The sequence below is a fragment of the Streptantibioticus rubrisoli genome (assembly GCF_024436055.1).
Classification (GTDB): domain Bacteria; phylum Actinomycetota; class Actinomycetes; order Streptomycetales; family Streptomycetaceae; genus Streptantibioticus_A; species Streptantibioticus_A rubrisoli.
In genome coordinates this window covers 1-26358 of the sequence record NZ_JANFNH010000052.1, presented here as the reverse complement: position 1 = coordinate 26358, position 26358 = coordinate 1, and the positions used below count along the sequence as shown (strand labels likewise).

The 26358-nt window shown below is 71.3% G+C and carries 24 protein-coding genes; 9 read left to right on the top strand and 15 right to left on the bottom strand.

Features of this window, described 5'->3' with window-relative positions; translation table 11 throughout:
• Positions 1-2 precede the first annotated feature (2 nt).
• The 5 genes from hisH to hisD form a co-directional block, all read right to left on the bottom strand.
• A complete protein-coding gene (gene hisH / locus NON19_RS28975) occupies positions 3-638 on the bottom strand; it encodes an imidazole glycerol phosphate synthase subunit HisH (RefSeq protein ID WP_255932101.1) in 636 nt (211 codons plus the stop codon).
• A 27-nt stretch (positions 639-665) separates the two neighbouring features.
• Positions 666-827: a CG2302 family histidine operon protein gene (locus NON19_RS28970; protein ID WP_255932100.1), complete on the bottom strand. Its 162-nt coding sequence runs from the start codon at positions 825-827 to the stop codon at positions 666-668.
• 154 nt (positions 828-981) lie between these two features.
• Positions 982-1572 (bottom strand): imidazoleglycerol-phosphate dehydratase HisB, encoded by a 591-nt coding sequence (hisB, locus tag NON19_RS28965; RefSeq protein ID WP_255932125.1) that lies wholly within the window; start codon positions 1570-1572, stop codon positions 982-984.
• A gap of 5 nt (positions 1573-1577) precedes the next feature.
• Positions 1578-2696: a histidinol-phosphate transaminase gene (locus NON19_RS28960; RefSeq protein WP_255932099.1), complete on the bottom strand. Its 1119-nt coding sequence runs from the start codon at positions 2694-2696 to the stop codon at positions 1578-1580.
• Positions 2693-4024 (bottom strand): histidinol dehydrogenase, encoded by a 1332-nt coding sequence (hisD, locus tag NON19_RS28955; RefSeq protein ID WP_255932098.1) that lies wholly within the window; start codon positions 4022-4024, stop codon positions 2693-2695. The genes NON19_RS28960 and hisD overlap by 4 nt, the downstream gene beginning before the upstream one ends.
• 256 nt (positions 4025-4280) lie before the next feature.
• Between hisD and NON19_RS28950 the strand changes: the two genes are divergently transcribed.
• From NON19_RS28950 to NON19_RS28935, 5 genes are all read left to right on the top strand, one after another.
• The gene (locus NON19_RS28950) at positions 4281-5840 is read left to right on the top strand and encodes an oxidoreductase (RefSeq protein ID WP_255932124.1); all 1560 of its coding nucleotides are present in this window, start codon (positions 4281-4283) and stop codon (positions 5838-5840) included.
• 105 nt (positions 5841-5945) lie between these two features.
• Complete coding sequence (locus NON19_RS28945; protein WP_255932097.1) at positions 5946-6665, top strand: LON peptidase substrate-binding domain-containing protein; 720 nt, start codon at positions 5946-5948, stop codon at positions 6663-6665.
• A 36-nt stretch (positions 6666-6701) separates the two neighbouring features.
• The gene (gene ybaK / locus NON19_RS28940) at positions 6702-7199 is read left to right on the top strand and encodes a Cys-tRNA(Pro) deacylase (protein WP_255932096.1); all 498 of its coding nucleotides are present in this window, start codon (positions 6702-6704) and stop codon (positions 7197-7199) included.
• 79 nt (positions 7200-7278) lie between these two features.
• The gene (locus NON19_RS33965) at positions 7279-7353 is read left to right on the top strand and encodes a hypothetical protein (RefSeq protein WP_504979623.1); all 75 of its coding nucleotides are present in this window, start codon (positions 7279-7281) and stop codon (positions 7351-7353) included.
• 203 nt (positions 7354-7556) lie between these two features.
• A complete protein-coding gene (locus NON19_RS28935) occupies positions 7557-8723 on the top strand; it encodes a VIT1/CCC1 transporter family protein (RefSeq protein WP_255932095.1) in 1167 nt (388 codons plus the stop codon).
• A 103-nt stretch (positions 8724-8826) separates the two neighbouring features.
• On the opposite strand, the gene NON19_RS28930 is transcribed toward NON19_RS28935, so the two are convergent.
• From NON19_RS28930 to NON19_RS28915, 4 genes are all read right to left on the bottom strand, one after another.
• Positions 8827-9462 (bottom strand): DUF2567 domain-containing protein, encoded by a 636-nt coding sequence (locus NON19_RS28930; protein ID WP_255932093.1) that lies wholly within the window; start codon positions 9460-9462, stop codon positions 8827-8829.
• Positions 9463-9511: 49 nt separating this feature from the next.
• Positions 9512-10315 (bottom strand): ABC transporter permease, encoded by an 804-nt coding sequence (locus NON19_RS28925; RefSeq protein WP_255932123.1) that lies wholly within the window; start codon positions 10313-10315, stop codon positions 9512-9514.
• 5 nt (positions 10316-10320) lie between these two features.
• Positions 10321-11307, bottom strand: a complete 987-nt coding sequence (locus NON19_RS28920; RefSeq protein WP_255932122.1) for an ABC transporter ATP-binding protein — start codon at positions 11305-11307, stop codon at positions 10321-10323.
• 135 nt (positions 11308-11442) lie between these two features.
• Positions 11443-12669: an NYN domain-containing protein gene (locus tag NON19_RS28915; protein WP_255932092.1), complete on the bottom strand. Its 1227-nt coding sequence runs from the start codon at positions 12667-12669 to the stop codon at positions 11443-11445.
• Between the two features lie 267 nt (positions 12670-12936).
• On the opposite strand from NON19_RS28915, the gene NON19_RS28910 reads away from it, so the two are divergent.
• Positions 12937-13110: a hypothetical protein gene (locus NON19_RS28910; protein WP_255932091.1), complete on the top strand. Its 174-nt coding sequence runs from the start codon at positions 12937-12939 to the stop codon at positions 13108-13110.
• A 78-nt stretch (positions 13111-13188) separates the two neighbouring features.
• On the opposite strand, the gene dnaE is transcribed toward NON19_RS28910, so the two are convergent.
• Positions 13189-16746 (bottom strand): DNA polymerase III subunit alpha, encoded by a 3558-nt coding sequence (dnaE, locus tag NON19_RS28905; protein ID WP_255932090.1) that lies wholly within the window; start codon positions 16744-16746, stop codon positions 13189-13191.
• Between the two features lie 135 nt (positions 16747-16881).
• On the opposite strand from dnaE, the gene NON19_RS28900 reads away from it, so the two are divergent.
• Positions 16882-17535, top strand: a complete 654-nt coding sequence (locus NON19_RS28900) for a hypothetical protein (protein WP_255932089.1) — start codon at positions 16882-16884, stop codon at positions 17533-17535.
• A gap of 72 nt (positions 17536-17607) precedes the next feature.
• Positions 17608-18417, top strand: a complete 810-nt coding sequence (locus tag NON19_RS28895; RefSeq protein WP_255932087.1) for a thioredoxin domain-containing protein — start codon at positions 17608-17610, stop codon at positions 18415-18417.
• Between the two features lie 33 nt (positions 18418-18450).
• Here NON19_RS28895 and NON19_RS28890 read toward each other — a convergent pair whose 3' ends face one another.
• The 5 genes from NON19_RS28890 to NON19_RS28870 form a co-directional block, all read right to left on the bottom strand.
• Positions 18451-19029: a dienelactone hydrolase family protein gene (locus NON19_RS28890; protein WP_255932086.1), complete on the bottom strand. Its 579-nt coding sequence runs from the start codon at positions 19027-19029 to the stop codon at positions 18451-18453.
• Positions 19030-19547: 518 nt separating this feature from the next.
• A complete protein-coding gene (locus NON19_RS28885) occupies positions 19548-20033 on the bottom strand; it encodes a GNAT family N-acetyltransferase (protein ID WP_255932085.1) in 486 nt (161 codons plus the stop codon).
• Positions 20030-20971: an RluA family pseudouridine synthase gene (locus tag NON19_RS28880; RefSeq protein WP_255932084.1), complete on the bottom strand. Its 942-nt coding sequence runs from the start codon at positions 20969-20971 to the stop codon at positions 20030-20032. The genes NON19_RS28885 and NON19_RS28880 overlap by 4 nt, the downstream gene beginning before the upstream one ends.
• 46 nt (positions 20972-21017) lie before the next feature.
• Positions 21018-21668, bottom strand: coding sequence for a signal peptidase II (gene lspA / locus NON19_RS28875; protein ID WP_255932083.1), 651 nt, complete (start codon positions 21666-21668; stop codon positions 21018-21020).
• Between the two features lie 76 nt (positions 21669-21744).
• Positions 21745-22578, bottom strand: coding sequence for a TraR/DksA family transcriptional regulator (locus tag NON19_RS28870; RefSeq protein WP_255932082.1), 834 nt, complete (start codon positions 22576-22578; stop codon positions 21745-21747).
• 522 nt (positions 22579-23100) lie between these two features.
• On the opposite strand from NON19_RS28870, the gene ileS reads away from it, so the two are divergent.
• Entirely contained in the window at positions 23101-26235 is a 3135-nt protein-coding gene (gene ileS / locus NON19_RS28865) for an isoleucine--tRNA ligase (protein ID WP_255932081.1), read from the top strand.
• Positions 26236-26358: the final 123 nt, after the last annotated feature.

Genomic DNA, 26358 nt, shown 5'->3' with positions numbered 1-26358 from the left:
GCTCACAGGGTCTCGATCCAGTTGGTCAGCAGCTGGGCGCCGGCGTCGCCGGACTTCTCGGGGTGGAACTGGGTGGCCCACAGCGGTCCGTTCTCGACCGCCGCGACGAACGGCTCACCGTGCGTCGCCCAGGTGACCTTGGGGGCGCGGATGGCGTCGTTGGTGACTTCCAGTTCCCACTCGCGCACCGCGTAGGAGTGCACGAAGTAGTAGTGCTCGTCGGGGTCGAGTCCGGCGAAGAGGGACGAGCCCTCCGGCGCTTCGACGGTGTTCCAGCCCATGTGCGGTACGACGGGCGCGCGCAGCGGCTCGACGGTGCCGGGCCACTCGTCGCAGCCCTCGGTCTCCACACCGTGTTCCACGCCGCGGCTGAAGAGGATCTGCATGCCGACGCAGATGCCCATGACCGGCCGTCCGCCCGCCAGTCGCCGACCGATGATCCAGTGGCCGCGGGCCTCCTTCAGCCCGGCCATGCAGGCGGCGAACGCCCCGACGCCGGGCACCAGCAGCCCGTCGGCGGCCATCGCGGCGTCGTAGTCGGCGGTGATCTCCACGTCGGCGCCGACCCGGGCCAGCGCCCGCTCGGCGGAACGGACGTTTCCGAAGCCGTAGTCGAAGACGACCACGCGCTTGCTCATGGCTTGTCCCTTTCCACGTGCGCGGCGTCAGAGCCGCAACAGCCCGGCGGCGAGCGACATCACCGAGCCGAGTCCGAGCAGAACGACCACGCTCTTGGGCATCTTCTGCTTCCAGAAGGAGTAAACGCCTCCGGCGAGGAACAGACCCAACAGAATGAACAGCATCGCGGCCTTGTTCACGGTGTCCATCCGTTCGCCCCGCCGCGCCAGCGGCTCATGTCACTGTCGCCCGCGCGGCGTACCGGTGCGGGCATCGCCTTCGCCTGCGGCCCGGCGGCCGCGCCCATGCGACGGCGGCGCGTAGCGCCTCCGCTGAGGGCGGTGGCGGGCGACGGGCGGGCGCTCACAGCGCGCCCTTCGTCGACGGGATGCCCGTCTGCCGGGGGTCGATCTCCGCGGCGTAGCGCAGGGCGCGGGCGAGGGCCTTGAACTGGCATTCCACGATGTGGTGCGCGTTGCGCCCGTAGGGGACGTGGACGTGCAGGGCGATCTGCGCCTGGGCGACGAAGGACTCCAGTATGTGCCGGGTCATGGTGGTGTCGTACGTGCCGATCATGGGCGCCATGCCCTCCGGCTCGGTGTGCACCAGGTACGGGCGCCCGGACAGGTCGACGGTCACCTGGGCCAGCGACTCGTCCAGCGGCACCGAGGCGTTGGCGAACCGGACGATGCCGCGCTTGTCGCCCAGCGCCTGCCTGAACGCGGCGCCGAGGGCGAGCGAGGTGTCCTCGATGGTGTGGTGGGTGTCGATGTGCAGATCGCCGTCGGTCTTGACGGTGAGGTCGAACAGACCGTGTCGGCCGAGCTGGTCGAGCATGTGGTCGAAGAAGCCGACACCTGTGGAAACGTCGACCCGTCCGGTGCCGTCGAGGTTGATCTCGACCAGTACCGAGGTCTCCTTGGTGGTGCGTTCCACGCGGCCCACGCGGGTCACCGCTGTCACGTTCTGTTCTCCTTCTTCAGCTCGCGCACCGCGTCGAGGAACGCGTCGTTCTCGGCCGGGGTGCCCGCGGTGACGCGCAGCCATCCCGGTACGCCGTTGTCCCGGACCAGTACGCCGCGGTCCAGCAGGCCCTGCCAGGCGGCGTGGGCGTCCTCGAACCGGCCGAACTGCACGAAGTTCGCGTCCGACTCCGTCACCTCGCAGCCGATCGCCCTCAGCTCGGTGACCAGCCGGTCCCGTTCGGCCTTCAACTGTTCGACGTACCCCAGCAGAGTATCCGTGTGCTCCAGGGCGGCCAGCGCGGTGGCCTGGGTGACGGCCGACAGGTGGTACGGCAGCCGTACCAGCTGGACGGCGTCGACCACGGCCGGGTCGGCGGCCAGATAGCCGAGGCGCAGTCCGGCGGCGCCGAACGCCTTGGACATGGTGCGGGAGACCACCAGGTTCGGTCGGCCCTCGATGAGCGGCAGCAGCGACGGGCGGTGCGAGAACTCGCCGTAGGCCTCGTCCACCACCACGAGCGCGCCTGCGGTGTCGGCCCTGGCGGCCTGCGCGGCCTCGTACAGCGCGAGCACGGTGTCGGCGTCCACCGCGGTGCCGGTGGGGTTGTTGGGCGAGCAGACGAAGACCACGTCGGGGCGGTGCCGGGCGATCTCGGCCTTCGCCTGCTCGACGTCGATGGTGAAGTCCGCCCGGCGTGCCCCGCAGATCCAGCCGGTGCCGGTGCCACGGGAGATCAGCGCGTGCATCGAGTACGAGGGCTCGAAGCCGATCGCGGTACGGCCGGGGCCGCCGAAGGTCTGCAGCAGTTGCTGGATGATCTCGTTGGAGCCGTTCGCCGCCCAGACCCCGGCCAGCGAGACCCGGTGGCCGGTGGTCCTGGTCAGGTACGCGGCCAGTTGGGTGCGCAGTTCGACCGCGTCCCGGTCCGGGTAGCGGTTGAGGCCGCGGGCCGCCTCGCGGACCCGCTCGGTGATCCGCTCGACCAGCGGCTCGGGCAGCGGGTACGGGTTCTCGTTGGTATTCAGGCGTACCGGAACGTCGAGTTGGGGGGCGCCGTACGGGCTCTTGCCGCGCAGTTCGTCCCGGATCGGAAGGTCGTCGATACGGGTCACTGGCCCGGCACCTTCCACCCGAACCTCGCCTTGAGGGCCGCGCCGTGCGCGGGCAGGTCCTCCGCCTCCGCCAGCGTCACCACGTGGTGGGCGACCTCGGCGAGGGCGTCGCGGGTGTAGTCCACGACGTGGATGCCGCGCAGGAAGGACTGCACCGACAGGCCCGAGGAGTGGCAGGCGCAGCCGCCGGTGGGCAGTACGTGGTTGGAGCCCGCGCAGTAGTCGCCCAGCGAGACCGGCGCGTACGCGCCGACGAAGACCGCGCCCGCGTTGCGCACCCGGGCGGCGACCTCGGCGGCGTTCTCGGCCTGGATCTCCAGGTGCTCGGCGGCGTACGCGTCCACCACGGCCAGGCCCTGGTCGATGGTGTCGACCAGGACGGTCGCGGACTGCTTGCCGGTCAGCGCCTCGGTGATCCGCTCGGTGTGCTTGGTGGCGGCGACCTGCCGGTCCAGCTCCTCGTCGACCGCGTCGGCGAGGTCGGCGGAGGTGGTGACCAGTACGGCGGCGGCCAGGGTGTCGTGCTCGGCCTGGCTGATCAGGTCGGACGCGACGTGCGCGGGGTCGGCGGTGTGGTCGGCGAGGACGGCGATCTCGGTGGGTCCGGCCTCCGCGTCGATGCCGATACGGCCCTTGAGCAGCCGCTTGGCGGCGGCGACCCAGATGTTGCCGGGGCCGGTGACCAGGTTGACCGGGCGGCACTCGTCGGTGCCGTAGGCGAACATGGCGATCGCCTGCGCGCCACCGGCCGCGTACACCTCGTCCACGCCGAGCAGCGCGCAGGCGGCGAGGATGGTGGGGTGCGGCAGCCCGCCGCAGTCCGCCTGCGGCGGCGAGGCCACGGCCAGCGACGCGACGCCCGCCTCCTGGGCGGGCACCACGTTCATCACCACGGAGGACGGGTAGACGGCGCGTCCACCGGGCACGTACAGCCCGACCCGCTCCACCGGGACCCACCGTTCGGTGACCGTGCCGCCGGGCACGACATGGGTGGTGTGGTCGGTGCGGCGCTGTTCGCCGTGCACCAGGCGCGCGCGCCGGATGGACTCCTCAAGCGCGGCGCGTACGGCCGGATCCAGCTCCTCAAGGGCGCGCCGCAGCGCCTCGGCGGGCACCCGTACCTGGTCGATCCTGACGCCGTCGAACCGCTCCGCGTACTCGATCAGCGCGGCCGTGCCGCGATGCTTCACGTCGTCGCAGATCGGCCGCACCTTCTCCAGGGCGGCCTCCACGTCGAGTTCGGCACGGGGAAGCAGGTCACGGTCGATTCCGCCACTCACAGTGGCCTCGGAGAAGGCGGCGCCGCGCAGATCGATTCGGGAGATCACGGTGTCAAGTGTAGAGAGCGCCAATCCCGCACGCGGCGGGCCTCCACTTGGTGAGACGCGGCACACCCCCGAGTGGCTGTCATGTTCCGGGTGGGTCGATGGCTGGATTCGGCCATCGGGTGGTGGCGCGTCGTGCGCCGCGCTATAGCGTGCGACCGGGCGGTCACCGCCGGGTGGTCACCCGCCGCCGACGGGAAGGGACCACGCCGTGAGCCAGCCCGCCATCCCCTGGGACCTGACCGCCGCCGAGCGCCGCATGTGGGACGCCTTCCGCCGGGGCGAGACCTGCGATCTCAGGCTCGGCGAGCTGGCGGGCCCCGGAGCGGACGAGGACGCCGCCGGTTTGCTGCCCGCACCCCGGGCGGGCGACGGTGAGCCGGGCGGTGACGACGAGCCTGGCCGTACGGTGCGGGCGGAGGTGGTGGCGCTGCTGCTGCTGGACGGGCCGCCCGGCGAGCCCGGGCGGGTCGCGGCGCTGAAGCTCTCGGGGGCGCTGGTCACCGGACTACTGAACCTGTCGGGCGGCCATGTGCGCCCGTACGTGGAGTTGCGGGAGTGCCGCTTCGACCACCAACTGCTGCTGCCCGCATGCCATTTCACCACCGTTCGCATGGTGCGCTGCGAGGTGCCGCGGATAGAGGCGGCCCGGCTGACCAGCGAGGGCGACCTCTACCTGCCGCAGTGCACGGTGCCCGGCGGTATCCGGCTGACCGACGCGCACATCGGCACCGACCTGGTGCTCAACCAGCTCACCGTCGGTCAGAGCCGCAGCGGCCACTCCATCGCGGCGGACGGGCTGACCGTCGCCCAGGACGTGGAGGCCGAGCTGCTGGAGTCGACCGGCGAGATCAGCCTGCGCAGCGCCCGGATCGGCGGCCGGCTCAGCCTGCGCGGCAGCGCCCTGCACAACCCGTACGGCCGCTACGCGCTGAACGCGGCGCGGATCACCGTGGAGCACACCCTGTACCTCAGCTCCGGCTGGTTCAGCGGCTACCTGGGCGGCGGCACCCCGCCCGCGGGCGTGCACACCCAGCGGTTCACCTCCGAAGGCGGGATCCGGCTGGACGACGGGCGGTTCGGCAACGCGGTGATCGCGGACAAGGCGCACTTCCGGCTCACCGGCACCCAGCAGTTGTCGCTGCGCCGCGTCCAGACGCCCGAACTCCGCCTGGTCCTGGACGAACCGCCGTCCGGGCGGATATCGCTGGCCGGTGCCCGGGTCGGCAACCTCACCGACCAGCCGTCGAGTTGGCCCGGCCGGGGCGGCATCGACCTGGCCGGGTTCAGCTACGAGTCGCTGTCCTCGCCCGGTCCGGTGCCGCTGGAGCAGCGGATCGACTGGCTGGCCGACGCGACGCCGGAGTACAACCCCGAGCCGTACGAGACGCTGGCGCAGGTGCTGCGGGACGGCGGCGAGGACTCGCAGGCCCGCGAGGTGCTGCTGGCCAAGCAGCGCAGACGCCGGGAGACGCTGCCGCCCGCGGGCATGGTGTGGGGCTGGCTGCAGGACGTCACGGTCGGCTACGGCTACCGGCCGGGCCGGGCGGCGCTGTGGATGGCGGTGCTGTGGGCGGCGGGCACGCTGTACTTCGGGATGGGGCCCACGCCCCATCCGGCGGACGACCAGGCCTGGCCGCACTGGAACCCGGCGCTGTTCGCGCTCGACCTGTTACTGCCGGTCGTCGATCTGGGGCAGAGCCATGCCTGGCGGCTGGCCGGTGCCGCGCAGTGGGTGGCGGCGGCGATGACCATGGTGGGCTGGGTCCTGGCGTCCACGGTGGTGACCGGCGCGTCACGGCTGCTGCGGCGCGGCTGACGGTCGGGCCGCGGGCGGCTGCGGGCCGGACAGCGCGCGTGCTGCGGGCCGGACTGCGGCAAAACCGGTCTTGGGGCACAGGGCCTGCGCTTAGGCTTACCTGTTGTGACCGCACGACTTCCGCTGTTCCCGCTCGGCTCGGTGCTCTTTCCCGGCCTCGTGCTGCCGCTCACCCTCTTTGAGGAGCGGTACCGCGCCCTGGCCCGCGATCTGCTGGCGCTGCCCGAGGACACACCGCGGCACTTCGGGGTGGTGGCGATCAGGGACGGTTACGAGGTCGCGCCGAGCGGTCCCGGTGTGCCGGACGGTGGTGCGGCGGCGGGCTTCGGACCGGATCTGGACAAGGCGCTGTACCAGGTCGGGTGCATAGCGGACGCCGCCTCGCTACGGGAGAAGGCGGGCGGCGGCTACGAGATGGTGGCCACCGGCACCACCCGCTTCCGGCTGCGGTCGGTGGACGCCACGGGGCCGTATCTCGTCGGTGAGATCGAGGAGTTGGCCGAGTTGCCGGGCGAGGGCGCGGGACCGCTCACCGCCGAGGTGGAGCTGGCGTTCCGTACCTACCAGAAGCAGCTCGCCGGGGCGCGGGAGCGGACGCTGTCCACGGCGCAGGAACTGCCCGGCCAGCCGTCGGTGCTGTCCTATCTGGTGGCCGCCGCCACGGTGGTCGAAGTCCCGGTCAAGCAGGGGCTGTTGGAGGCTCCGGACACCGCGACCCGGCTCGCGGAGGAGCTGAGACTGCTGCGCAGGGAGACGGCGGTGATCGGTAGGCTCCCCTCGCTGCCCGCGGTCGAGCTGACCCGGCAGCCGACGAACCACAACTGAGCTGACGAACCACAACTGAGCTGAGGTCTGGGCGAGTTGGCCAAGAAGGCGAAGTCCGGGTCCGGAGGGACTCCGGCGACGGTCGCGCTGAACGCCGCGGGCGTGCCGTTCACCGTGCACGCCTACGAGCACGATCCGGCCGCCGCGTCGTACGGCGAGGAGGCCTGGCGGGCGTTGGGCGTGGCGCCGGAGCGGGTGTTCAAGACGCTGGTCGCGGAGGTGGACGGGGCCCTGACGGTGGCGGTCGTTCCGGTGGCGGGGTCGCTGGACCTCAAGGCGCTCGCCGCCGCGGTGGGCGGCAAGCGGGCGGTGATGGCCGATCCGGCGGTCGCCGAGCGCACCACGGGATATGTGCGCGGTGGGATCTCTCCGCTGGGGCAGCGCAAGCGGCTGGCCACGGTGGTCGACGCGTCGGCGCTCGGGCACCCGACCGTGTTCGTCTCGGCGGGGCGGCGGGGGCTGGAGGTCGAGCTGGCCGCCGGCGACCTGGTGCGGGTCACCGGGGCTTCGACGGCGCCGATCGGGCGCGGGTGAGCCGTCTCGACACAGCCGCGCGGCGGGCGCACGCTGGTCGTAGTGCGGAGGTCCGGCCGCGCGGAGGGAGCGGAGCGTCATGTCGAAGCGCACGCGTAAGCGGAAGTGGCGGCTGAAGAAGCGGCACGCCAATCACGGGCACCGGCCCGCATGACACCTCAGTAGTCGCAATTGGTCGTGGTTGATCACCCGTCGCGGCGGGGAGCACCTGCTCCTCGCCGCTTTTTCGTCCGAGTGTTAACTTAGACATTGTCTAAGTAACTTGCCACGCTCGTCGCACCCGGGTGTGGTGCCGCGCGCTGACTGTCGTGACCGACGGCGAGCGCCCGGCACCGATCCCGGCGGGAGAACCACGCCATGAACGCCAAGACCCCCGACACCCACGTCGCCGGACCTCCAGCGGACCGGCAGGCGGCCGCCCGGTACAAGGCCGCCCTGCGATCCGAGCGCCGCAGCGCCGCCCTGTACCGGGGACTGGCCGCCGGTGCCTCCGGAGAGCGGCAGCAGATCTTCCTTGAGCTCTCCGCGGTCGAGGAGCGGCACGCCCGGCACTGGGCGGACAAGCTCACCGCCCTCGGCGAACCCGTCCCGGTCCCCGGGCGCGCCGGGCTGCGCACCAGGCTGCTGTCCTGGCTGGCCCGCCGCTTCTCGGTGGACGCGGTGCTGCCGATGGTGGAGCGCGCCGAGCACGCCGACGCCGGTCTGTACGAGAACGATCCGGACGCCGCGCCGGGCATGGCCGTGGACGAGCGTTCGCACGCCCGCGTGCTGACCTGGCTGCGCGAGCAGGGCACGGCGACCGGCGACGACGGCGCCCGGGGCATCGTCCGGCGTGAGCGCTGGCACCGCAGCGACCGTTCCGGCGCGCTGCGCGCGGCGGTGTTCGGCGTCAACGACGGCCTGGTGTCCAACACCGCGCTGGTGATGGGGTTCGCCGGATCCGGCGCCGCGGGGTCGACCATCCTGTTCGCCGGGGTCGCCGGGCTGCTGGCCGGGGCGTTCTCCATGGCCGCCGGTGAGTACGTCTCCATGCGCAGCCAGCGCGAGGCGTACGAACGGGAGATCGCGCTGGAGGCCGAGGAACTGCGCGACGACCCGGAGGCCGAGGCCGAGGAGCTCGCCCTGATCTACCGGGCCAAGGGTCTGGACGCCGAGGAGGCCGAGCGCGTCGCGACCACGATCATGAAGGACAACGAGGCGGCCCTGAACACGATGGCCCGCGAGGAACTCGGGCTCGACCCGGACGAGTTGGGCTCGCCGTTGTCCGCGGCCCTGTCCAGCCTCGTCGCCTTCGCCCTGGGCGCCCTGGTGGTCGTCCTGCCCTATCTGTTCGGCTCCGGTCCGGCCGCGTTGGTCGCCGCCGTGGCCCTGGCCGTCGGCGCGCTGTTCACCGTCGGCGCCGTCCTCGGCCTGCTCAACGGCCGCGCCGCACTACGCTCGGGCGTCCGCCAGCTCGCCGTCGGCGCGAGCGCCGCGGCGGCCGTCTTCGGCATAGGGCACGCGATCGGCACGGGGGCGGTCTGAGGTCGCCGGGGGTTCGGGGGCTTGCCCCCGAGAAAGTCCGCCGCGACGGCGAGCAACCACGATGACGCGGCCCGGCGGTGCCAAACCCGCCGCATCCCAGGGACTACCGCTGTTCCGGCGTCTCGCCGGACCCCGCGGACCAGCCGTCCCAGTGCGGGGTGGGCTCCGGGTCGCGGGGGCCGAAGCCCGAGGTCAGCGCCAGGAACGTGGCCATCGCGGCCACCGGCCAGGCCAGCAGCGCGCCCTTGGCCCGCAGTTCCAGCGGCGCGTAGAAGACCTTGTTGGGGCCCACGGCCTTCGCGTGCGCCACCACGTTCTGCGTGGGCCCGAGCGCCACCCCCAGCCGCCACGCGATCACCGACCCCAGCACCGCGCCCACCGCGAGCCCGACCACCACCGCGACGCCCCCCGCACGGCGCCACCAGAAGACCGCCGCCGCGGTCAGCACGCCGAAGCCCAGGCCCATCAGCGCGAACCAGCCGTCCGCGCCGATCGCCTGCTCGCCCTCGGAGTTCTTCAGGTAGACGGCCGAGCCGTCCGAGATCAGCGGAATCCGCGGCGCCAGCCACACCCACAGCAGCCCGAGGACCAGCCCGCACACCGCGAGCGCCGCCGCGGCGATCGCCCCGTCCCGCAGCTCGCCGCCCAGGGGCGGCCGCTCCTGCGCGCCCCCGCCGTCCGTGTCCGGGGCGGGCGGGTTCGGTGGCTGCTGGTCGTGCGGGCTCAAGGGTGCGGTCACCCGCCTATCGTGCCAGGTCCGGCTGTGCGACCGTGGCACGCCCCGGCGGTCAGCGGTAGGCGGCCCGGCGGTACGCCCAGGTGGCCACCGCCAGCGACACCACGCCCACCGCGGCGCACACCGACAGATCACCGAGCACGGCGGCCCAGTCCGGCGACCCGCCGAAGGTACGGGCGAAGGCCTCCACCCCGTACGTGGACGGCAGCGCGTCCCGGGCGAACCCCACCACACCGGGCAGGTGCCCGGCCGGAAGCACCCCGAGCAGCAGGGCGGCGGACATGCCCAACTGGCCGAACAGCGTGGCGAGTTCCTGGCGCGGCGCGAGCAGCCCCAGGGCCGCCCCCAGCCCGGACAGCGCGGCGCCCGCGAGCGGCACCACCGCGCCGAGCACCCACAGCCCGCCGAGCGGCAGATGGAACAGCACACAGCCGACGGCCGCGGTCACCACCGTCCCCGGCAGGGTGAACGAGGCGTACGCCGCCGCCGCGCCCAGCACCACGGAGGCCGCGGGCACCGGCAGCGTGGCGTAATGGTCAAGGCCACCGGACGCGCGTAGCTGCCCGAAGTACTGGGCCAGCAGGTTGAGCGCGACGAACGCCACCACCAGCACGCTGGAGCCGGAGACCACCGCGCGGGCCGCGTCGGAGCCGGTGGCGACCACTCCGCGCATCAGGATCATGATGCCGATCGACTGGAACGTCGCCACGAACAGCAGCGGAATCCGGGCGACCTTCGCGCGGGACAACTGGGCCCGGTACACGGCGCACAGCCCCGGCCACAGCCGGGTGCGCGGCGCGAGCGGGGCCGCGTCTGGCACGGGGCCGCGCATCGCCGGCACCCTCGGAGCGGACATGGTGGTCACGCCTTGACCAGTCCTTTCTGGCTTCCGCCGAGCGCCAGGTACACGTCCTCCAGGCTCGGCGTGGCAAGGGTGAAGTCATCCAGCGCCGCGAACGCCTCTCCCGCGGTGACCGAGGCGACCACGGCCCGCGCCCGGTCCTGGGGCAGCCGCAGCGTCCAGCGGCGTCCGGCGGTCTCCGCCTGCTCGCGCAGCGCGGTGATCTCCGGCAGCTCCAGCGGCGGCTCGTCGCGCCACACCAGGTCGAGGCGTACCTCGCCGTCGACCATCGCCTTCAGCCCGGCCGGGGTGTCGCAGGCGATGACCTTGCCGCGGTCGATGACCGCGACCCGGTCCAGCACGGTCTCGGCCTCGATGACGTTGTGGGTGACCAGCAGCACCGTGGTGCCGCGTTCGGCGCGGCGGCGGTCCACGGCGGCCCACACGGCGCGCCGCGCGACCGGGTCCATGCCGGTGGTGGGTTCGTCCAGGACGAGCACCGGCCGCTCCCCCACCAGCGCGGCGGCGAAGCAGGCCAGCCGCCGCTGCCCGCCGGACAGCCGCTTCAGCGGGCGCTGGGCGATGTCGGTCAGGCCGAGTTCGTCGAGTACGGCGTCTCGTTCGGCGCGCGCGGTGCCGGGGGCGAGGCCGCGCAGCCGTCCGGTGGTCTCGGCGGCCAGCGCGACGGTCAGTTCGTCGAGGGCGGTGGACTCCTGGCCCAGGTAGCCGATCAGCCGGGCGGCGCGCTCGGGGTGGGCCACCAGGTCGTGGCCGAGCAGGGTGATGCTGCCCGCGTCCGGCCGCAGCAGTCCGGTGAGCTGGCGGACCAGGGTGGACTTACCCGCGCCGTTGGGTCCGAGCAGGCCGAAGATCTCGCCGCGCCGGACGTCCAGGTCGATGCCATCGTTGGCACGTACCGGCGCCGCGCCCGGCGCGTCGGCGGACCTGCGGCGCAGGCGCGTCCGCCCGGCGGGGTAGTGCTTCACCAGCCCGCGGACGGTCCAGATCGCCGCCGATTCCGTGCCCTTGCTCACGGGGAGAGAGAGTACCGGGGCGGCTTTTGCGTGGGTCAGGCGGAGTGCCGGGGGCGGCTTCGCTTCGGCCGGTGTCCTGGCAGAACGCGCCCCGCCCGCCCGTGACCGTCACTCCCCGGAGGAGCCCTGCCCGGCGGTGCGGCTGTCGACCTCGCGCCAGAAGCCCGCCCGGATGGCGTAGCGGTCGTGCTCGTCGATCTGGTCGTCCTTGTGCGCCAGCAGACCGAAGCGGGCCGCGTAGCGCAGCAGCTCACCGTCGATGCGGTGCGGTACCCGGGGGTACTCGGCGGAGAGCGTCTGCAACGCCGAGGGGTCGGCGAGCCGGTCGATCCAGCGGCGGGCGAAGACCTGGCCGACCTCGAAGGGATCGCCGCTGACCGCGGTGATGTCCTCCTCACGGTCCGCCCAGCGCTGCTCGGCGCTGGTGAGCTGGGCGAGGGTGGGCAGCCCGGGGTCGGCGGACTCACTGCCGGGACCGCGTTCGATCCAACCCTTCTCCGACGACCAGCGCAGCGTGGCGGCGGCGGGCGGATGCGGGGCGGGCTGGCCGCCCGCGGGGCCACGGCCGCCGCCGAGTCCGGCGAGATCCTTCGGGGTGGGCACACCGGTCTTCGCGACGCCGGTCTCGGCGGGAGCCGGGCCGTGGCCGTTCTTGGCCGGTTCCGGCGGTGGCGTGGGCCGGGGTTTGGCGGCCGGGGCGGGCATCGCGGACTCGGGCAGCGGTGCGGACAGGATCGCGGCGATCTCCGGGCGCGCGGCCGGAGGAGGTGGGCACACCGCGCCGGTGTCACGGGCCTGTACCGCCTGGGTGATCCACTCGCGGTCCAGCACCCGGCGCTCGTCGGCCTCGGCGACCAGGTCCTCCGACTGGTTGTAGTCCCCGTCGGCGGCCTGCACGGCCCACAGGTGGACGGCGACGCCGTGCTCCTTGGCGGACATCATCCCGGGCAGCAGATCGCCGTCCCCGGTCACCAGGACCACGTCGGAGCAGGCCCGGTTGCGGGCCAGCTCGGACAGTTCGGCGTGCATCGCGGCGTCCACGCCCTTCTGCGCCCAGCGCCCGTCGGTACGGGTGAGCGCGCCGAGCCGTACGGTGACCCGGGGCATCACCCGCAGCCTTCTGTGCTCGGGCTGGGGCACCCGGTCGGGGGCGCCGTCGAACCAGTAGATCCGCAGCAGGGGCTGACCGGTCTCGCGTTCCGCGCGCTCTCGCAGGCCCTGGACGACGGCCGCGTGGTCCACGGTGATCCGGGACCGAGAGGGTTCTCCGGCCAGCAGGCTCGCGGCCGCGCCAAGCAGATAGCCGGCGTCCACGAGGACGACGCAGCGGTCCACGTTCCACCCTCTTTTCTACATCCGGTCGCCCCCCGGCACGATGTTCGCCTTGAGTCTGCCCGACCTCGCCGGGGATATGAGCCGGAACTCGATCATCGGCGTGGCGGATACCGGATTGAGGCCTTCCTGCCCTCCGGCAAACGCCCGAAATGCGACTTCCGTTCCACCGTGCAACTCTGTGTTCGCACCCGGAAGCCGTCTCGGGAGCCGTTTGGGGGCGCCCACCATCTCGGGCCGTCGTCCGGGATTCTCACAGGAGGCAGCATCGTGGCCAGAAACGTCAAGAGCAGGGACAACAAGAAGCAGGCGCGGCACCAGCCGGGCAACGCGGCGGAGCAGGGCGCGCAGCGGGCGAAGGAGGCCTCCATGGCGGCGCACCAGGAGCCGCTGGCCAACGTGACGGAACACAAGGGTCGGCAGAAGCGTTTCGGTCACAACTGAGGACGCGGAACCGGCCGGTGCCGTAAAGCAGTTGAGGGGCGCACCCTAAAGCGTGCGCCCCTCAGTCGTCGTCGGGCGTCAGCTGGCCTGCGAGCCCTGCGCCGCGCCCAGGCAGGCCGGGCCGAGCAGCGCCTTGAGGTCGCCGAACAGCGCGGGGTCGGGGGCGACGCGGTGCCGGTCGAGGCGCAGCACGGTGGTCTTGCGGGCGCCCTGGAGACGTACCCGCACCTCGGTGTTGCCCCGGTGGCTGTCCAGTACCTCGCCCAGGCGGGCGACCAGCGGCGGGGTGACCTTGACGGTGGGGATGGAGATGGTGACCGGGGCGTTGGCCGAGGCCTCGGACAGGTCGGGGACCTGGAGCTCCATCGCCACCAGCCGGGGGACGTCCTCGCGCTTGTCGAGGCGGCCCTTGACGAAGACCACCGCGTCCTCGATCAACTGGGTGGACACCAGCTGGTAGGTCGCCGGGAAGAACATGCAGTCGATGGAACCGGCCAGGTCCTCGACGGTGGCGATGGCCCAGGCGTTGCCCTGCTTGGTCATCTTCCGCTGCAGGCCGGAGATGATGCCGCCGATGGTGACGATCGAACCGTCGGCGTAGTCTCCGCCGGTCAACTGGGCGATGGCGGCGTCGGTCTTGTCATTGAGCACGTGCTCGATGCCGAACAGCGGATGGTCGGAGACGTACAGGCCGAGCATCTCGCGCTCCTGGGCCAGCAGGTACGCCTTGTCCCACTCGATGTCGGAGAAGGTCACGTCGAGGCCGAAGCCGGGCTCGTCCTTGTCATCGTCGCCCATGCCGCCGAACAGGTCGAACTGGCCCTCGGCCTCCTTGCGTTTGACCTGCACCACGTTGTCGATCATCGCCTCGTAGTGCTCGGTCAAACCGCGCCGGGTGTGCCCCATCTCGTCGAAGGCGCCCGCCTTGATGAGCGATTCGACGGTCCGCTTGTTGCACACCACCGCCTCGACCTTGTCCAGGAAGTCGGGGAACGAGGTGTACTTCCCCTTGGCCTTGCGGCAGCGGATGATCGAATCCACCACGTTCTGGCCGACGTTGCGCACCGCGGTGAGGCCGAACAGGATCGTGTCATCACCTTGGGCGGTGAAGTTCGCGTCCGACTCATTGACGTTCGGCGGGAGCACCTTGATGCCCATGCGGCGGCACTCGTTGAGGTAGACCGCCGACTTGTCCTTGTCGTCGCGCACCGAGGTGAGCAGCGCGGACATGTACTCGGCCGGGTAGTTGGCCTTCAGGTACGCGGTCCAGTAGGTGACCAGGCCATACGCCGAGGAGTGCGCCTTGTTGAACGCGTAACCGGCGAACGGGACCAGTACGTCCCACACCGCCTTGATCGCCTCGTCCGAGTAGCCGCGCTCGCGCATGCCCGCCTGGAAGGGCACGAACTCCTTGTCCAGGACCTCCTGCTTCTTCTTGCCCATCGCCCGGCGCAGCAGGTCGGCCTGGCCGAGGGAGTACCCGGCGAGCACCTGGGCGGCCTTCTGCACCTGCTCCTGGTACACGATCAGGCCGTAGGTGATGTCGAGGACCTCCTTGAGGGGCTCCTCCAGCTCCGGGTGGATCGGGGTGATCTCCTGCTGCTTGTTCTTGCGCAGCGCGTAGTTGATGTGCGAGTTCATGCCCATCGGGCCCGGCCGGTACAGGGCCGAGACGGCGGAGATGTCCTCGAAGTTGTCCGGCTTCATCATCCGGAGCAGCGAACGCATCGGCCCGCCGTCGAACTGGAAGACGCCCAACGTGTCGCCGCGGCACAGCAGTTCATAGGTCTTGGGGTCGTCCAACGGCAGGTCGAGCAGCTTGATGTCGATGCCCTTGTTGGCCTTGACCAGCTTGACCGCGTCATCCATGATCGTCAGGTTTCGCAGGCCGAGGAAGTCCATCTTCAGCAGGCCAAGCGACTCACAGGTGGGGTAGTCCCACTGTGTGATGGTGACGCCGTCGGTGTGCCGCACCCAGACCGGGACGTGGTCGACCAGCCGCTCACTGGACATGATCACGCCCGCGGCGTGCACGCCCATCTGCCGCACCAGGCCCTCCACACCGCGCGCGGTGTCGATCACCTTCTTCACGTCCGGCTCGTTCTCGTACATCCCGCGCACCTCGGCGGCCTCGCTGTAGCGCGGGTGCTGCGGGTCCAGGATGCCGGACAGCGGAATGCCCTTGCCGAGCACGTCGGCGGGCATCGCCTTGGTGATCCGGTCGCCCATCGCGTACGGGTAGCCCAGTACCCGCGCGGAGTCCTTGATGGCGTTCTTCGCCTTGATGGTGCCGTAGGTGCCGATCATGGCGACCTTGTCGGCGCCGTACTTCTCGGTGACGTACCGGATCACCTCGGCGCGCCGACGTTCGTCGAAGTCGATGTCGACATCGGGCATGGAGACGCGCTCGGGGTTGAGGAACCGCTCGAAGATCAGACCGTGGTCGATCGGGTCCAGGTCGGTGATGCCCATCGCGTACGCCACGATCGAACCGGCCGCCGAGCCACGGCCGGGGCCGACCGCGATGCCGTTGTTCTTGGCCCACATGATGAAGTCGGCGACGACCAGGAAGTACCCCGGGAACCCCATCTGGATGATGATGTCCATCTCGTACTCGACCTGCTTCTGCCGGTCCTCCGGGATGCCGTTCGGGTAGCGGCGGTGCATACCGCGCATGACTTCCTCACGGAACCAGGTCACCTCGGTGTACCCCTCGGGCACGTCGAACCGCGGCATCAGGTCGCGCTTTTCGAACCAGCCGGTGGTGTCCACCTGTTCGGCGACCAGCAGGGTGTTGGCGCAGCCCTCCTGCCAGGCGTCGGAGGAGTCGATGGCGTACATCTCCTCGGCCGACTTCAGGTAGTAGCCGGTGCCGTCGAACTTGAAGCGGTCGGGGTCGGTGAGGTTCTTGCCGGTCTGGATGCACAGCAGCGCGTCGTGCGCGTCGGCCTCGTGGGCGTACGTGTAGTGCGAGTCGTTGGTGACGACCGGGGGGATGCCGAGCTTCTTGCCGATCTCCAGCAGCCCGTCGCGGACCCGGCGCTCGATCTCGATGCCGTGGTCCATCAGCTCCAGGAAGTACCGCTCCTTGCCGAAGATGTCCTGGTACTCGGCGGCGGCCTTGAGCGCCTCGTCGAACTGCCCGAGCCGCAGCCGGGTCTGCACCTCGCCGGACGGGCAGCCGGTGGACGCGATCAGCCCCTCCGACCACTGGGCGATGGTCTCCTTGTCCATCCGCGGCCACTTCTGCAGCCAGCCCTCGGCGTACGCGTCCGAGGAGAGCCGGAACAGGTTGTGCAGACCGGTCTTGCTCGCCGCCCAGATCGTCTTGTGGGTGTAACCACCCGAACCGGAGACGTCATCGCGCTTCTGGTGCGGCTGGCCCCACTGGATCTTGCGCTTGTTGCGCCGCGACTCGGGTGCCACGTACGCCTCGATGCCGATGATCGGGGTGATCCCGGCGCTGGTCGCCTGCTGGTAGAAGTCGTACGCACCGTGCAGGTTGCCGTGGTCGGTCATGGCGATGTGCGTCATGTCCATTTCCTGGCACGCCTTGAACATGTCCTTCAGTCGCGCCGCACCGTCCAGCAGCGAGTACTGCGTGTGCACATGCAGGTGCGTGAAGGTCTTGGCCACGGTGCGGGACACCTCCGGTGGGAGCTTTCGGCGAGGGGGAAAGTCTAGTCCGCGGCACCGACAGCGCGGCCCGCTCCACATCGTTGCCGGACCTTTAGGCGCCGCCTACGGCGATCCGTGGCACACTCTGCCCTCATGGAGAGGAACGCACCCTTCAGGGCGGCGCGCGCGGCGCTGTTCGCGGCGTTGTGCGTCACCCTCTCCACCACCTCGCATGTACTGCTCTCCCACCAGCCGCTGCCGCTCACCACCGTGGCGTTCGCCTTCCTCGGCATGTTCGCGCTGGCCTACGCGCTCGCCGGACGCGAGCGCGGCTTCTGGCCGATCACCGCGCTGCTGGTGCCGCTTGAGCTGGCCGCGGACACGGTGTTCACCACCGGCCAGCACGCCTGCTACGGGCCCAGCGGCGGGCCGGTCACCGGGGCGCTGCGGTCCTTCGGGGCCGATGTGATCTGTGACGGCGGACGGGTGGGCACCCCGCTCGCCGGTGCCGTGCCGGTCGCCGATCCGGCGGTGCCGTGGCTGCTGCTGGCCGCGCACGTCACCGTGGGGCTGCTCGCCTCCTGGTGGCTGCGGCGCGGTGAGGCGGCGCTGCACCAACTGCTGCGCGCCACCGCCTCGTTCGCCTTCCGCCCGCTGGCCCGGGCCGCGGCGGTGCTGTGCGGCCACGTCGCGGTGCCGGAGCGGCCGCGGGCCTGCCGCCCCGAGGCTCGGTCGGCCGCGCCGACGGCTCCACTGCTGCTGCACTCCGTCCTGCGGCGTGGTCCGCCGCGCCCGGTCGCGGCCTGACGCCCGCCGTCGGGCCGCCGCACCGAGCCAGGCAATCACGTACATCCACGACCGTGACGGAGCGGACGAATCATGAGCAGCAAGAACTCCTGGGAGAACAAGGCCTCGGCGCGTGAGCGGCTGAAGGCCGAGCGGGCGCGGCAGGCGAAGCGGGACAAGCTGCGCCGCCAGCTCATCGCGGGCGGCGCGATCGTCGCCGCGCTGGCGATAGCGGGCGGCGTCGCCGTGGCCGTCTCGAACTCCGGCGGCTCCAGCAAGCCGCTGGTACTGCCCGCCAACACCTCGGGGCCGAACGGCACCACGGTGATCTACGGCAACAAGAACGCCGCGCACACCCTGCACCTGTACGAGGACGCGCGCTGCCCGGTCTGCGCGATGTTCGAGCAGGCGGACGGCAAGGACGTGCTCCAGGGGGTGCAGGACGGCCGTTACAAGATCCAGTACACCTTCGGCACCTTCCTGGACCAGGGCGCCTCTCCCGGCACCGGCTCCATGCACGCGCTCAGCGCCCTGGGCGCGGCGCTGAACGTGAGCCCGGACGCGTTCATCAAGTTCCACACCGCGCTGTACTCGCAGGCCAACCACCCTGAGGAGACGCAGGACAAGTTCAGCGACACCAGCTACCTGTTCAAGATCTCCGACCAGGTTCCGGAGCTGAAGGGGAACGCCGCCTTCCAGAAGGCGGTCAAGGACGGTACGTACGACGCGTGGGCGAAGAAGATGTCCGACTCCTTCAACAGCAGCGGCGTGCAGGCCACCCCGACCGCCAAGCTGGACGGCAAGGACTTCCCCGTCGCCGGTAACGACTTCCCGCAGACCGGCGTCATCACCCCGGCCCAGCTCGCGGCGGCCTTCGACAAGGCGCTCGGCCCGAAGAAGTAGCGGCGGGAGCGGCGGCTACGGCTACCACTACCGCTACAGCTCGGCGAGGAAGGACAGGGCCGTGGACCAGGTGCGCTCCGCGGCCTCCTCGTCCCAGTCCGGCAGGTCGGGGTCGGTGTACAGGTGGCCCGCGCCGCGGTAGCGGTGCACCTCCACGTCGGCCCCGGCCCGCCGCATCCGCAGGTACCAGGCGTTCAGCCAGTCGTCGGGCTCGAACGGGTCCGGCTCGGCGACGTGCAGTTGGACCGGGATGTCCGTGGCGGCGTCGTCCGCGATGTCCGAGGTGCCGTGCAGCAGCAACAGGCCCCTGGCCTTCTCGTCGGCCAGCGCCAGGTTCTGCGCGACGGCTCCGCCGAGCGAGAAGCCCGCGTAGACCACTCCGCGCTCGGAGTAGGGCGCGGCGGCGGTGACGGCTCGCCTGAGCAGTTCCTCCTGGCCGATCTCGTCCTTGATCGCCAGTCCGTCGGTGATGTTGTCGGCGGTCCTGCCGTCGAACAGGTCGGGGACCACCACCTCGTGCCCGGCGGCGCGCAGCCGGGCGGCCGCCGCCTGGACGGCGGGCCGCAGCCCGCACGTGGAGTGGAACAGGATGATCGTCTCAGCGGCGGCCAACGCGGGCCCTCTTTCCCGTGCGATTCCGATGGGTGCCAGCACCCATCGTGCCAGGCGCCTACCCGGCGGAGGGCGCCTGTCGGGCGGGCCTGCTCCCGGGGGGTTGCGGTTCGATCGGCACCGCCGAACCGCGCCGTGACGGGTGCTCGCCGCTGCGGCGGGATCGGGTCATCCAGTACCGCCCGGGCAACCCCTCGTGGGACGAGACCTCCCGGTGTCGGCGTATCGGCACGGTCCACCCGTCTACCCCATGCCGGGTCCCCACAGGGCGAGTTGCTGCCCCGGGGGGTTGCGGATCGATCGGCACCGCCGAACCGCGCCGTGAGGGGTACTCGCCGCTGCGGCGGGATCAGATCATCCGGCCGGACCACAACGTCAGGCGCTGGCACGGGAGTTGGATGCCGTCGCGGAGCGAGCGGTCGGCACGCTCCCGTAGGTCGAGATCTTGCGTCAGTGGTTCTCAGCGTGCCACGGGCCACTGACAAGCGTGCCGTTGAGCCCTTGTCAGGGCGTTCGGGTCACAACGTGCGGCGCATCGCCCGGTGCGGGATGCCGCTGCCCTCGTCGAACTCCGGCCCGTAGGCCGCGTATCCGAGCCGCTCGTAGAACGGGAGGGCGTGGGTCTGCGCCTCCAGGTAGACGTGAGTGAGCCCGAGTCGGCGGGCCTCGTCCTCGACCGCCCGTACCAGTGCGGCCCCAAGGCCGGTGCCGCGGGCGGACCTGCCCACCGCGAGCCGTCCCAGAACCGCCGTCAGGTCGTCGGTCACCGCGCGCGGGTACTTCCGCCGCGCCACGGCGCCGTACAGGATGCGGGCGGTGCCCGCCGGGCGGCCGTCGCACTGACTGGTGGCGAGCAGATGGACGGCGTGCGCGTCGTACGCGTCCAACTCCACGTGCTCCGGGACGCCCTGCTCGGTGACGAACACCTCGCGGCGCACCGCGTAGCAGCCGTCCAGCTCCCGCTCGCCGGCCACCGCGATCCGGTAGCGCTGAGCGACCGTCACGCGCTGTCGGCCCGAATCGTGTCCAGCGCCTGCTGGAGGTCTGCCGAGTAGGGGGCCTCGAACTCCACCCAGCGGCCGTCGGCCGGGTGCTCGAAGCCGAGGCGCACCGCGTGCAGCCACTGTCGGGTGAGCTTCAGCCGCTTGGCCAGCGTCGGGTCGGCGCCGTAGGTCAGATCGCCGACGCAGGGGTGGCGGTGCGCGGACATGTGCACCCGGATCTGGTGGGTGCGGCCGGTCTCCAGCTTGATGTCGAGCAGGCTGGCGGCGCGGAACGCCTCGATCAGGTCGTAGTGGGTGACGCTGGGCTTGCCCTCGGCGATGACCGCCCACTTGTAGTCGTGGTGCGGGTGGCGGCCGATCGGCGCGTCGATGGTGCCGCTGAGCGGATCGGGGTGGCCCTGCACCAGGGCGTGGTAGCGCTTGTCGACGGTGCGCTCCCGGAACTGCTGCTTGAGCAGGGTGTACGCGCGCTCGGACTTGGCGACGACCATCAGCCCCGAGGTGCCGACGTCAAGGCGGTGCACGATGCCCTGGCGCTCGGCGGCGCCGGAGGTGGAGATCCGGTACCCGGCCGCGGCGAGGCCGCCGATCACGGTGGGGCCGGTCCAGCCGGGGCTGGGGTGGGCCGCGACGCCGACCGGCTTGACGATCACGACGACGTCCTCGTCGTCGTGGATGATCTCCATCCCCTCGACCGGCTCGGCCACGATCCGCACCGGCGCGGCGGGCGCGGGCATCTCGACCTCGAGCCAGGCCCCGCCGTGCACCCGGTCGGACTTCCCGGCCGCGGCGCCGTCCACCCGTACCTTGCCGTCGGCGGCCAGCTCGGCCGCCTTCGTACGGGAGAAACCGAACATTCGGGCCAGCGCGGCGTCCACCCGCTCGCCCTCCAGGCCGTCGGGTACCGGAAGGGTGCGGGTCTCGGGAAGGGTGCTCACCCGATTGAGTATGCCGGACCCCGGGCGCGGTCCGGTCCACTGGGCGTCAGTCCCGGTGCATGGTCCCGTCCGGGTCGAGGCCGCGGAAGGAGAGCCAGACGATCAGGACGCCACCGCAGACGATCGCCGAGTCGGCCAGGTTGAACACCGCGAAGTGCGCCGGGGCGATGAAGTCCACCACCCCGCCCTGGAACACCCCGGGCGAACGGAAGATACGGTCGGTGAGGTTGCCCAGCGCGCCGCCGAGCAGCAGACCGAGCGCGACCGCCCACGGCGTGCTGTACAGCCTGCGGGCCAGCCGCGCGATCACGCCGATCACGATGACCGCGATCAGTGTGAAGACCACGGTCATGCCCTGGCCGATGCTGAACGCGGCGCCGGAGTTGCGGATCGCCTCCAGCTGCAGGTAGTGGCCGATCAGCTGGATCGACGGCTGGTTCTCCAGGTGCTGGACCACCAGCGTCTTGCTGATCAGGTCCAGGGCGTAGGCGAGCGCCGCCACGCCGAACAGCACGGGGATCCGCCGCTTGCGGGGCGGAGCGGGCACGTCGCCGCCCGGCGCCGCGTGCGGCTCCGGGCCACCATCGGCGGCCTTGCCGTCCGCGGCCGGTGACGACTTCGCGTCCTCACCGTCGCTCGGCTCGCCCGCCGCCTGTTCGAAACCTGGCGTACCGATGGTCCGCTCCGCCTTCGTCACGTGAGTCCTTCAGCGTTGAGTCCCGCGTCAGGCGCTGCCTGACGGAGTCGAGCGTACGGCATGGGGTTGACCGCGGTCAGCGGCGTTCCGTCCGCTGTTTGCACTCGACGCACAGGGTCGCCCTGGGGAAGGCCTGCATTCGAGCCTTTCCGATCGGTTTACCGCAGGATTCGCACAGACCGTATGTGCCGTTGTCCAGGCGTTCGACCGCGTGCTCGGTCTGCACCAGCATCTCGCGGGCGTTTTCGGCCAGCGCGATCTCGTGTTCACGGGAGATGTTCTTGGTGCCCACGTCGGCCTGGTCGTCGCCGGCGCCGTCGCCGGAGTCCCGCATCAGGCCGGAGATCGCGTCCTCGGACGCGAGGATCTCGGTGCGCAGCCGGTTGGCCTCGTCCGTCAGGGCGGTCCGGGCCTCGGCGACCTCCGCCGAGGACCAGGGTTCCTCGCCGGGGCGTACGGCGAGTGTGCCGGGGTCGACCGTGGCCGGCGCGGTGCGGGCGGTCGGGAGCGGGGAGGCCTCACGGGCCGCTGTCTTCTTCGCAACCACCGTCTTGGCTCCTGTCTGCTTGGCCGTCGCGTTCTTCTTCGCGGCCGGCGCCTTCTTGGTGGTGGTGCCGCTGGCCGCCGTCTTCCTGGCGGTGGCCTTCTTGGCCGGGGCCTTGGCGGCTCCGGCCGTTCGTCGCGTCGCGGCGTCGGTCGCCGCTTCCTTCTTCTCGCTCTCCTTCTTGGCCGCCTTCTTCGCCGGTGTCCTCTTGGCGGGGGCCTGCTTCCCGGTGGTCGTCGCCTTCGCCGGCCCCTTCTTGGCCGGAGGGTTCTTGGCCGCCGCCTTCTTGGCCGACGTCCTGGGGGTCGTGGCCGCCTTGGCGGTGGGCGCCGCTCTCTTGGGCGCTGCGGTCTTCTTCACCGCCATGGACGCGGCCCCTTCACATAGTGTGATCTTGCTCGCGAATCGTGCCGGAACGATAAATCGACTCCGCGCCCGCGGCAACGGGGCACGCCCACGGCAGGCAGGTCTGCATCCGTTGTGCCCAGCTCACCGGTGGGTAATCCGGTACGCCTCGGTAGCGACCCGTCCAGGGCGCGCAACCTCCCCTGTTCGGGTCAGTGGGAGAACGGCTGGGGCCAGCCGGGAATTCCGCAGGAGGACCCGCCCGGCGCGCCGTACACTGTGCGAAGCGAAAGGCGTGGAAGGGGACGAGTAGCGCCGTACGCAGCCATCAGCGACCCGGGGACGGTGTGAGCCCGGGGGTGTGCGCGACGTGAAGATCACCCCGGAGCCGCCGGAAGAAAGCCCTATGGGCGAGTAGAACCGGTGTCGCGACCCCAATGAGGGGGTCGGGAGGACACTCCCGGCCAAGGAGGGTGGTACCGCGGGAGCACGCGCTCTCGTCCCTCCGACGGAGATCGACCGTATCCGCCGGAGGACATTCCGATGACGCAGTACCGCCAGGTCCCCGCTCAGGTGGACCTGCCCGCGCTGGAGCACGAGGTGCTCCGGTTCTGGCAGGAGAACAAGGTGTTCGCCCGCTCCCTGGAGCAGAGCGAGGGGCGGCCCGAGTGGGTGTTCTACGAGGGCCCGCCGACCGCCAACGGAATGCCCGGCGCGCACCACATCGAGGCCCGCGTCTTCAAGGACGTCTTCCCGCGCTTCAAGACCATGCGGGGCCACCATGTGACCCGTAAGGCGGGCTGGGACTGCCACGGGCTGCCGGTGGAGCTGGCCGTCGAGAAGGAGCTGGGCTTCTCCGGCAAGCAGGACATCGAGCGCTACGGCATCGCCGAGTTCAACGCCAAGTGCCGCGAGTCCGTCACCCGGCACACCGACGCCTTCGCCGCGCTGACCCGGCGCATGGGCTACTGGGTGGACCTGGACCAGGCGTACCGGACGATGGACCCGGAGTACGTGGAGTCCGTCTGGTGGTCGCTGAAGCAGATCTTCGACAAGGGCCTGCTGGTGCAGGACCACCGGGTGGCCCCGTGGTGCCCGCGCTGCGGCACCGGACTGTCCGACCACGAGCTGGCGCAAGGGTACGAGACGGTCGTCGACCCGTCGGTGTTCGTCCGCTTCCCGCTCACCTCGGGCCCGCTGGCGGGCCAGGCGTCGCTGCTGGTGTGGACCACCACCCCGTGGACCCTGGTCTCCAACACCGCGGTGGCCGCGCACCCCGACGTCAGCTACGTGGTGGCCACCGACGGCACCGAGAAGCTGGTGGTGGCCGAGCCGCTGCTGGGCAAGGCGCTGGGCGAGGGCTGGACCGCCACCGGCGAGACCTACCGCGGCACCGAGATGGAGCGCTGGACGTACCAGCGCCCGTTCGAGCTGGTGGACATCGAGGGCGCCCACTTCGTGGTCAACGCCGACTACGTGACCACCGACGACGGCACCGGTCTGGTCCACCAGGCGCCCGCCTTCGGTGAGGACGACCTCAAGACCTGCCGGGCGTACGGGCTGCCGGTGGTCAACCCGGTCAACCCGGACGGCACCTTCACCGGTGAACTGGGCCTGATCGGCGGCCAGTTCTTCAAGAAGGCCGACGAGGCGCTGGTGGCCGACCTGCAGTCGCGCGGCCTGCTGTTCCGGCACCTGCCGTACGAGCACAGCTACCCGCACTGCTGGCGCTGCCACACCGCGCTGCTGTACTACGCACAGCCGTCCTGGTACATCCGCACCACGCAGATCAAGGACGCGCTGCTGCGCGAGAACGAGCGGACCAACTGGTTCCCGGAGGCGGTCAAGCACGGCCGCTTCGGCGACTGGCTGAACAACAACATCGACTGGGCGCTGTCCCGCAACCGCTACTGGGGCACGCCGCTGCCCATCTGGCGCTGCGCGGAGGGCCACCTCACCTGCGTCGGTTCGCTCGCCGAGCTGAGCGAGCTGACCGGCAGCGACCAGACCTCACTGGACCCGCACCGTCCGTACATCGACGAGATCACCTTCGGCTGCACCACGGACGGTTGCGCTCTGGAAGCGGTGCGCGTCCCCGAGGTGATCGACGCCTGGTACGACTCGGGCTCCATGCCGTTCGCGCAGTGGGGCTACCCGTACCGCAACAAGGAGGTCTTCGAGAAGAGCTACCCGGCGCAGTTCATCTCAGAGGCGATCGACCAGACCCGTGGCTGGTTCTACACGCTGATGGCGGTCGGCACGCTGGTCTTCGACAAGTCCTCGTACGAGAACGTGGTCTGCCTCGGCCACATCCTCGCCGAGGACGGCCGCAAGATGTCCAAGCACCTGGGCAACATCCTGGAGCCCATCCCGTTGATGGACCAGCACGGCGCGGACGCGGTGCGCTGGTTCATGGCCGCGGGCGGCTCGCCGTGGGCGGCCCGCCGGGTCGGCCACGGCACCATCCAGGAGGTGGTGCGCAAGACGCTGCTCACCTACTGGAACACCGTCGCCTTCCAGGCGCTGTACGCCCGCACCTCCAACTGGGCGCCCAGCGCCGCCGATCCGGCCCCCGCCGACCGGCCGCTGCTGGACCGCTGGCTGCTCGGTGAGCTCAACGCACTGGTGCGGGACGTCACCGAGGCGCTGGAGTCGTACGACACCCAGCGGGCGGGCAAGCTGCTGTCGGCGTTCGTGGACGACCTGTCCAACTGGTACGTCCGCCGCTCGCGGCGCCGGTTCTGGCAGGGCGACCAGGCGGCGCTGCGCACCCTGCACGACGTGGTGGAGACGGTCACCCGGCTGATGGCCCCGCTGGTGCCGTTCATCACCGAACGCGTCTGGCAGGACCTGGTCGTGCCGACCACGCCGGACGCCCCGGACTCGGTGCACCTGTCCAGCTGGCCGACGGTTGACGAGAACCTGATCAACCCTGTGCTTTCCGCCCGAATGACCCTGGTTCGCCGCCTTGTTGAGCTCGGGCGGGCGACCCGGGCGGAGTCCGGCGTCAAGACCCGCCAGCCGCTGTCCCGCGCACTGGTCGCGGCGGCGGGCTTCGAGGAGCTGGACGCGGACCTGCGCGCGCAGATCGCGGAGGAGCTCAACGTCAGCTCCCTCCAATCGCTCTCCGCGGTCGGCGGCTCGCTGGTGGACACCACGGCGAAGGCCAACTTCCGTGCGCTGGGCAGGCGTTTCGGCAAGGGCACCCAGCCGGTCGCCAAGGCCATCGCCGAGGCGGACGCCGCCGCGCTGTCGCTCGCGCTGCGCGAGGGCACGGCGTCGGTGGAGGTGAACGGGGAGACGGTCAGCCTCTCCCCCGAGGAGGTCATCATCACCGAAACCCCGCGTGAGGGCTGGTCGGTGGCGTCCGACTCGGGGGCGACGGTCGCCCTGGACCTGGAGATCACTCCCGAGCTGCGGCGGGCGGGCCTGGCCCGGGACGCCATCCGGCTCATCCAGGAGGCCCGTAAGAACAGCGGGTTGGACGTGGCGGACCGGATCGCGCTGCGCTGGGCCGCATCCGGCGCGGAGTTGGCGGCGGCGCTCTCGGAGCACGCGGGCCTCGTGGCGGAGGAGGTGCTCGCGGTCGACTTCGCGGAGGGCGAGGCGGATTCGGTCTACGGCGAGCCGTTCACGGACGAGGCCCTCGGGCTGACGTTCCGGTTGCGGAAGGTCTGACCCCACCCCCGCCCTTTGCCGGGGCCCATCGGACCCTGACCCATCGGACCCTGACCCATCGGGCCGGGACCCATCGGGCCCGGCTGCCCGCGCGGACCAGCCGGACGCTGCGGGGCGCCAGGC

Excerpts from the sequence above, each read along its gene's own strand:
- ileS (WP_255932081.1), top strand. The coding sequence starts at position 23,101 with ATGACGCAGTACCGCCAGGTCCCCGCTCAGGTGGACCTGCCCGCGCTG.
- NON19_RS28950 (WP_255932124.1), top strand. The coding sequence starts at position 4,281 with ATGTGGGACGCCTTCCGCCGGGGCGAGACCTGCGATCTCAGGCTCGGC.
- NON19_RS28895 (WP_255932087.1), top strand. The coding sequence starts at position 17,608 with ATGAGCAGCAAGAACTCCTGGGAGAACAAGGCCTCGGCGCGTGAGCGG.
- NON19_RS28900 (WP_255932089.1), top strand. The coding sequence starts at position 16,882 with ATGGAGAGGAACGCACCCTTCAGGGCGGCGCGCGCGGCGCTGTTCGCG.
- NON19_RS28870 (WP_255932082.1), bottom strand. The coding sequence starts at position 22,578 with ATGGCGGTGAAGAAGACCGCAGCGCCCAAGAGAGCGGCGCCCACCGCC.
- NON19_RS28970 (WP_255932100.1), bottom strand. The coding sequence starts at position 827 with ATGGACACCGTGAACAAGGCCGCGATGCTGTTCATTCTGTTGGGTCTG.
- NON19_RS28935 (WP_255932095.1), top strand. The coding sequence starts at position 7,557 with ATGAACGCCAAGACCCCCGACACCCACGTCGCCGGACCTCCAGCGGAC.
- hisH (WP_255932101.1), bottom strand. The coding sequence starts at position 638 with ATGAGCAAGCGCGTGGTCGTCTTCGACTACGGCTTCGGAAACGTCCGT.
- NON19_RS28925 (WP_255932123.1), bottom strand. The coding sequence starts at position 10,315 with ATGTCCGCTCCGAGGGTGCCGGCGATGCGCGGCCCCGTGCCAGACGCG.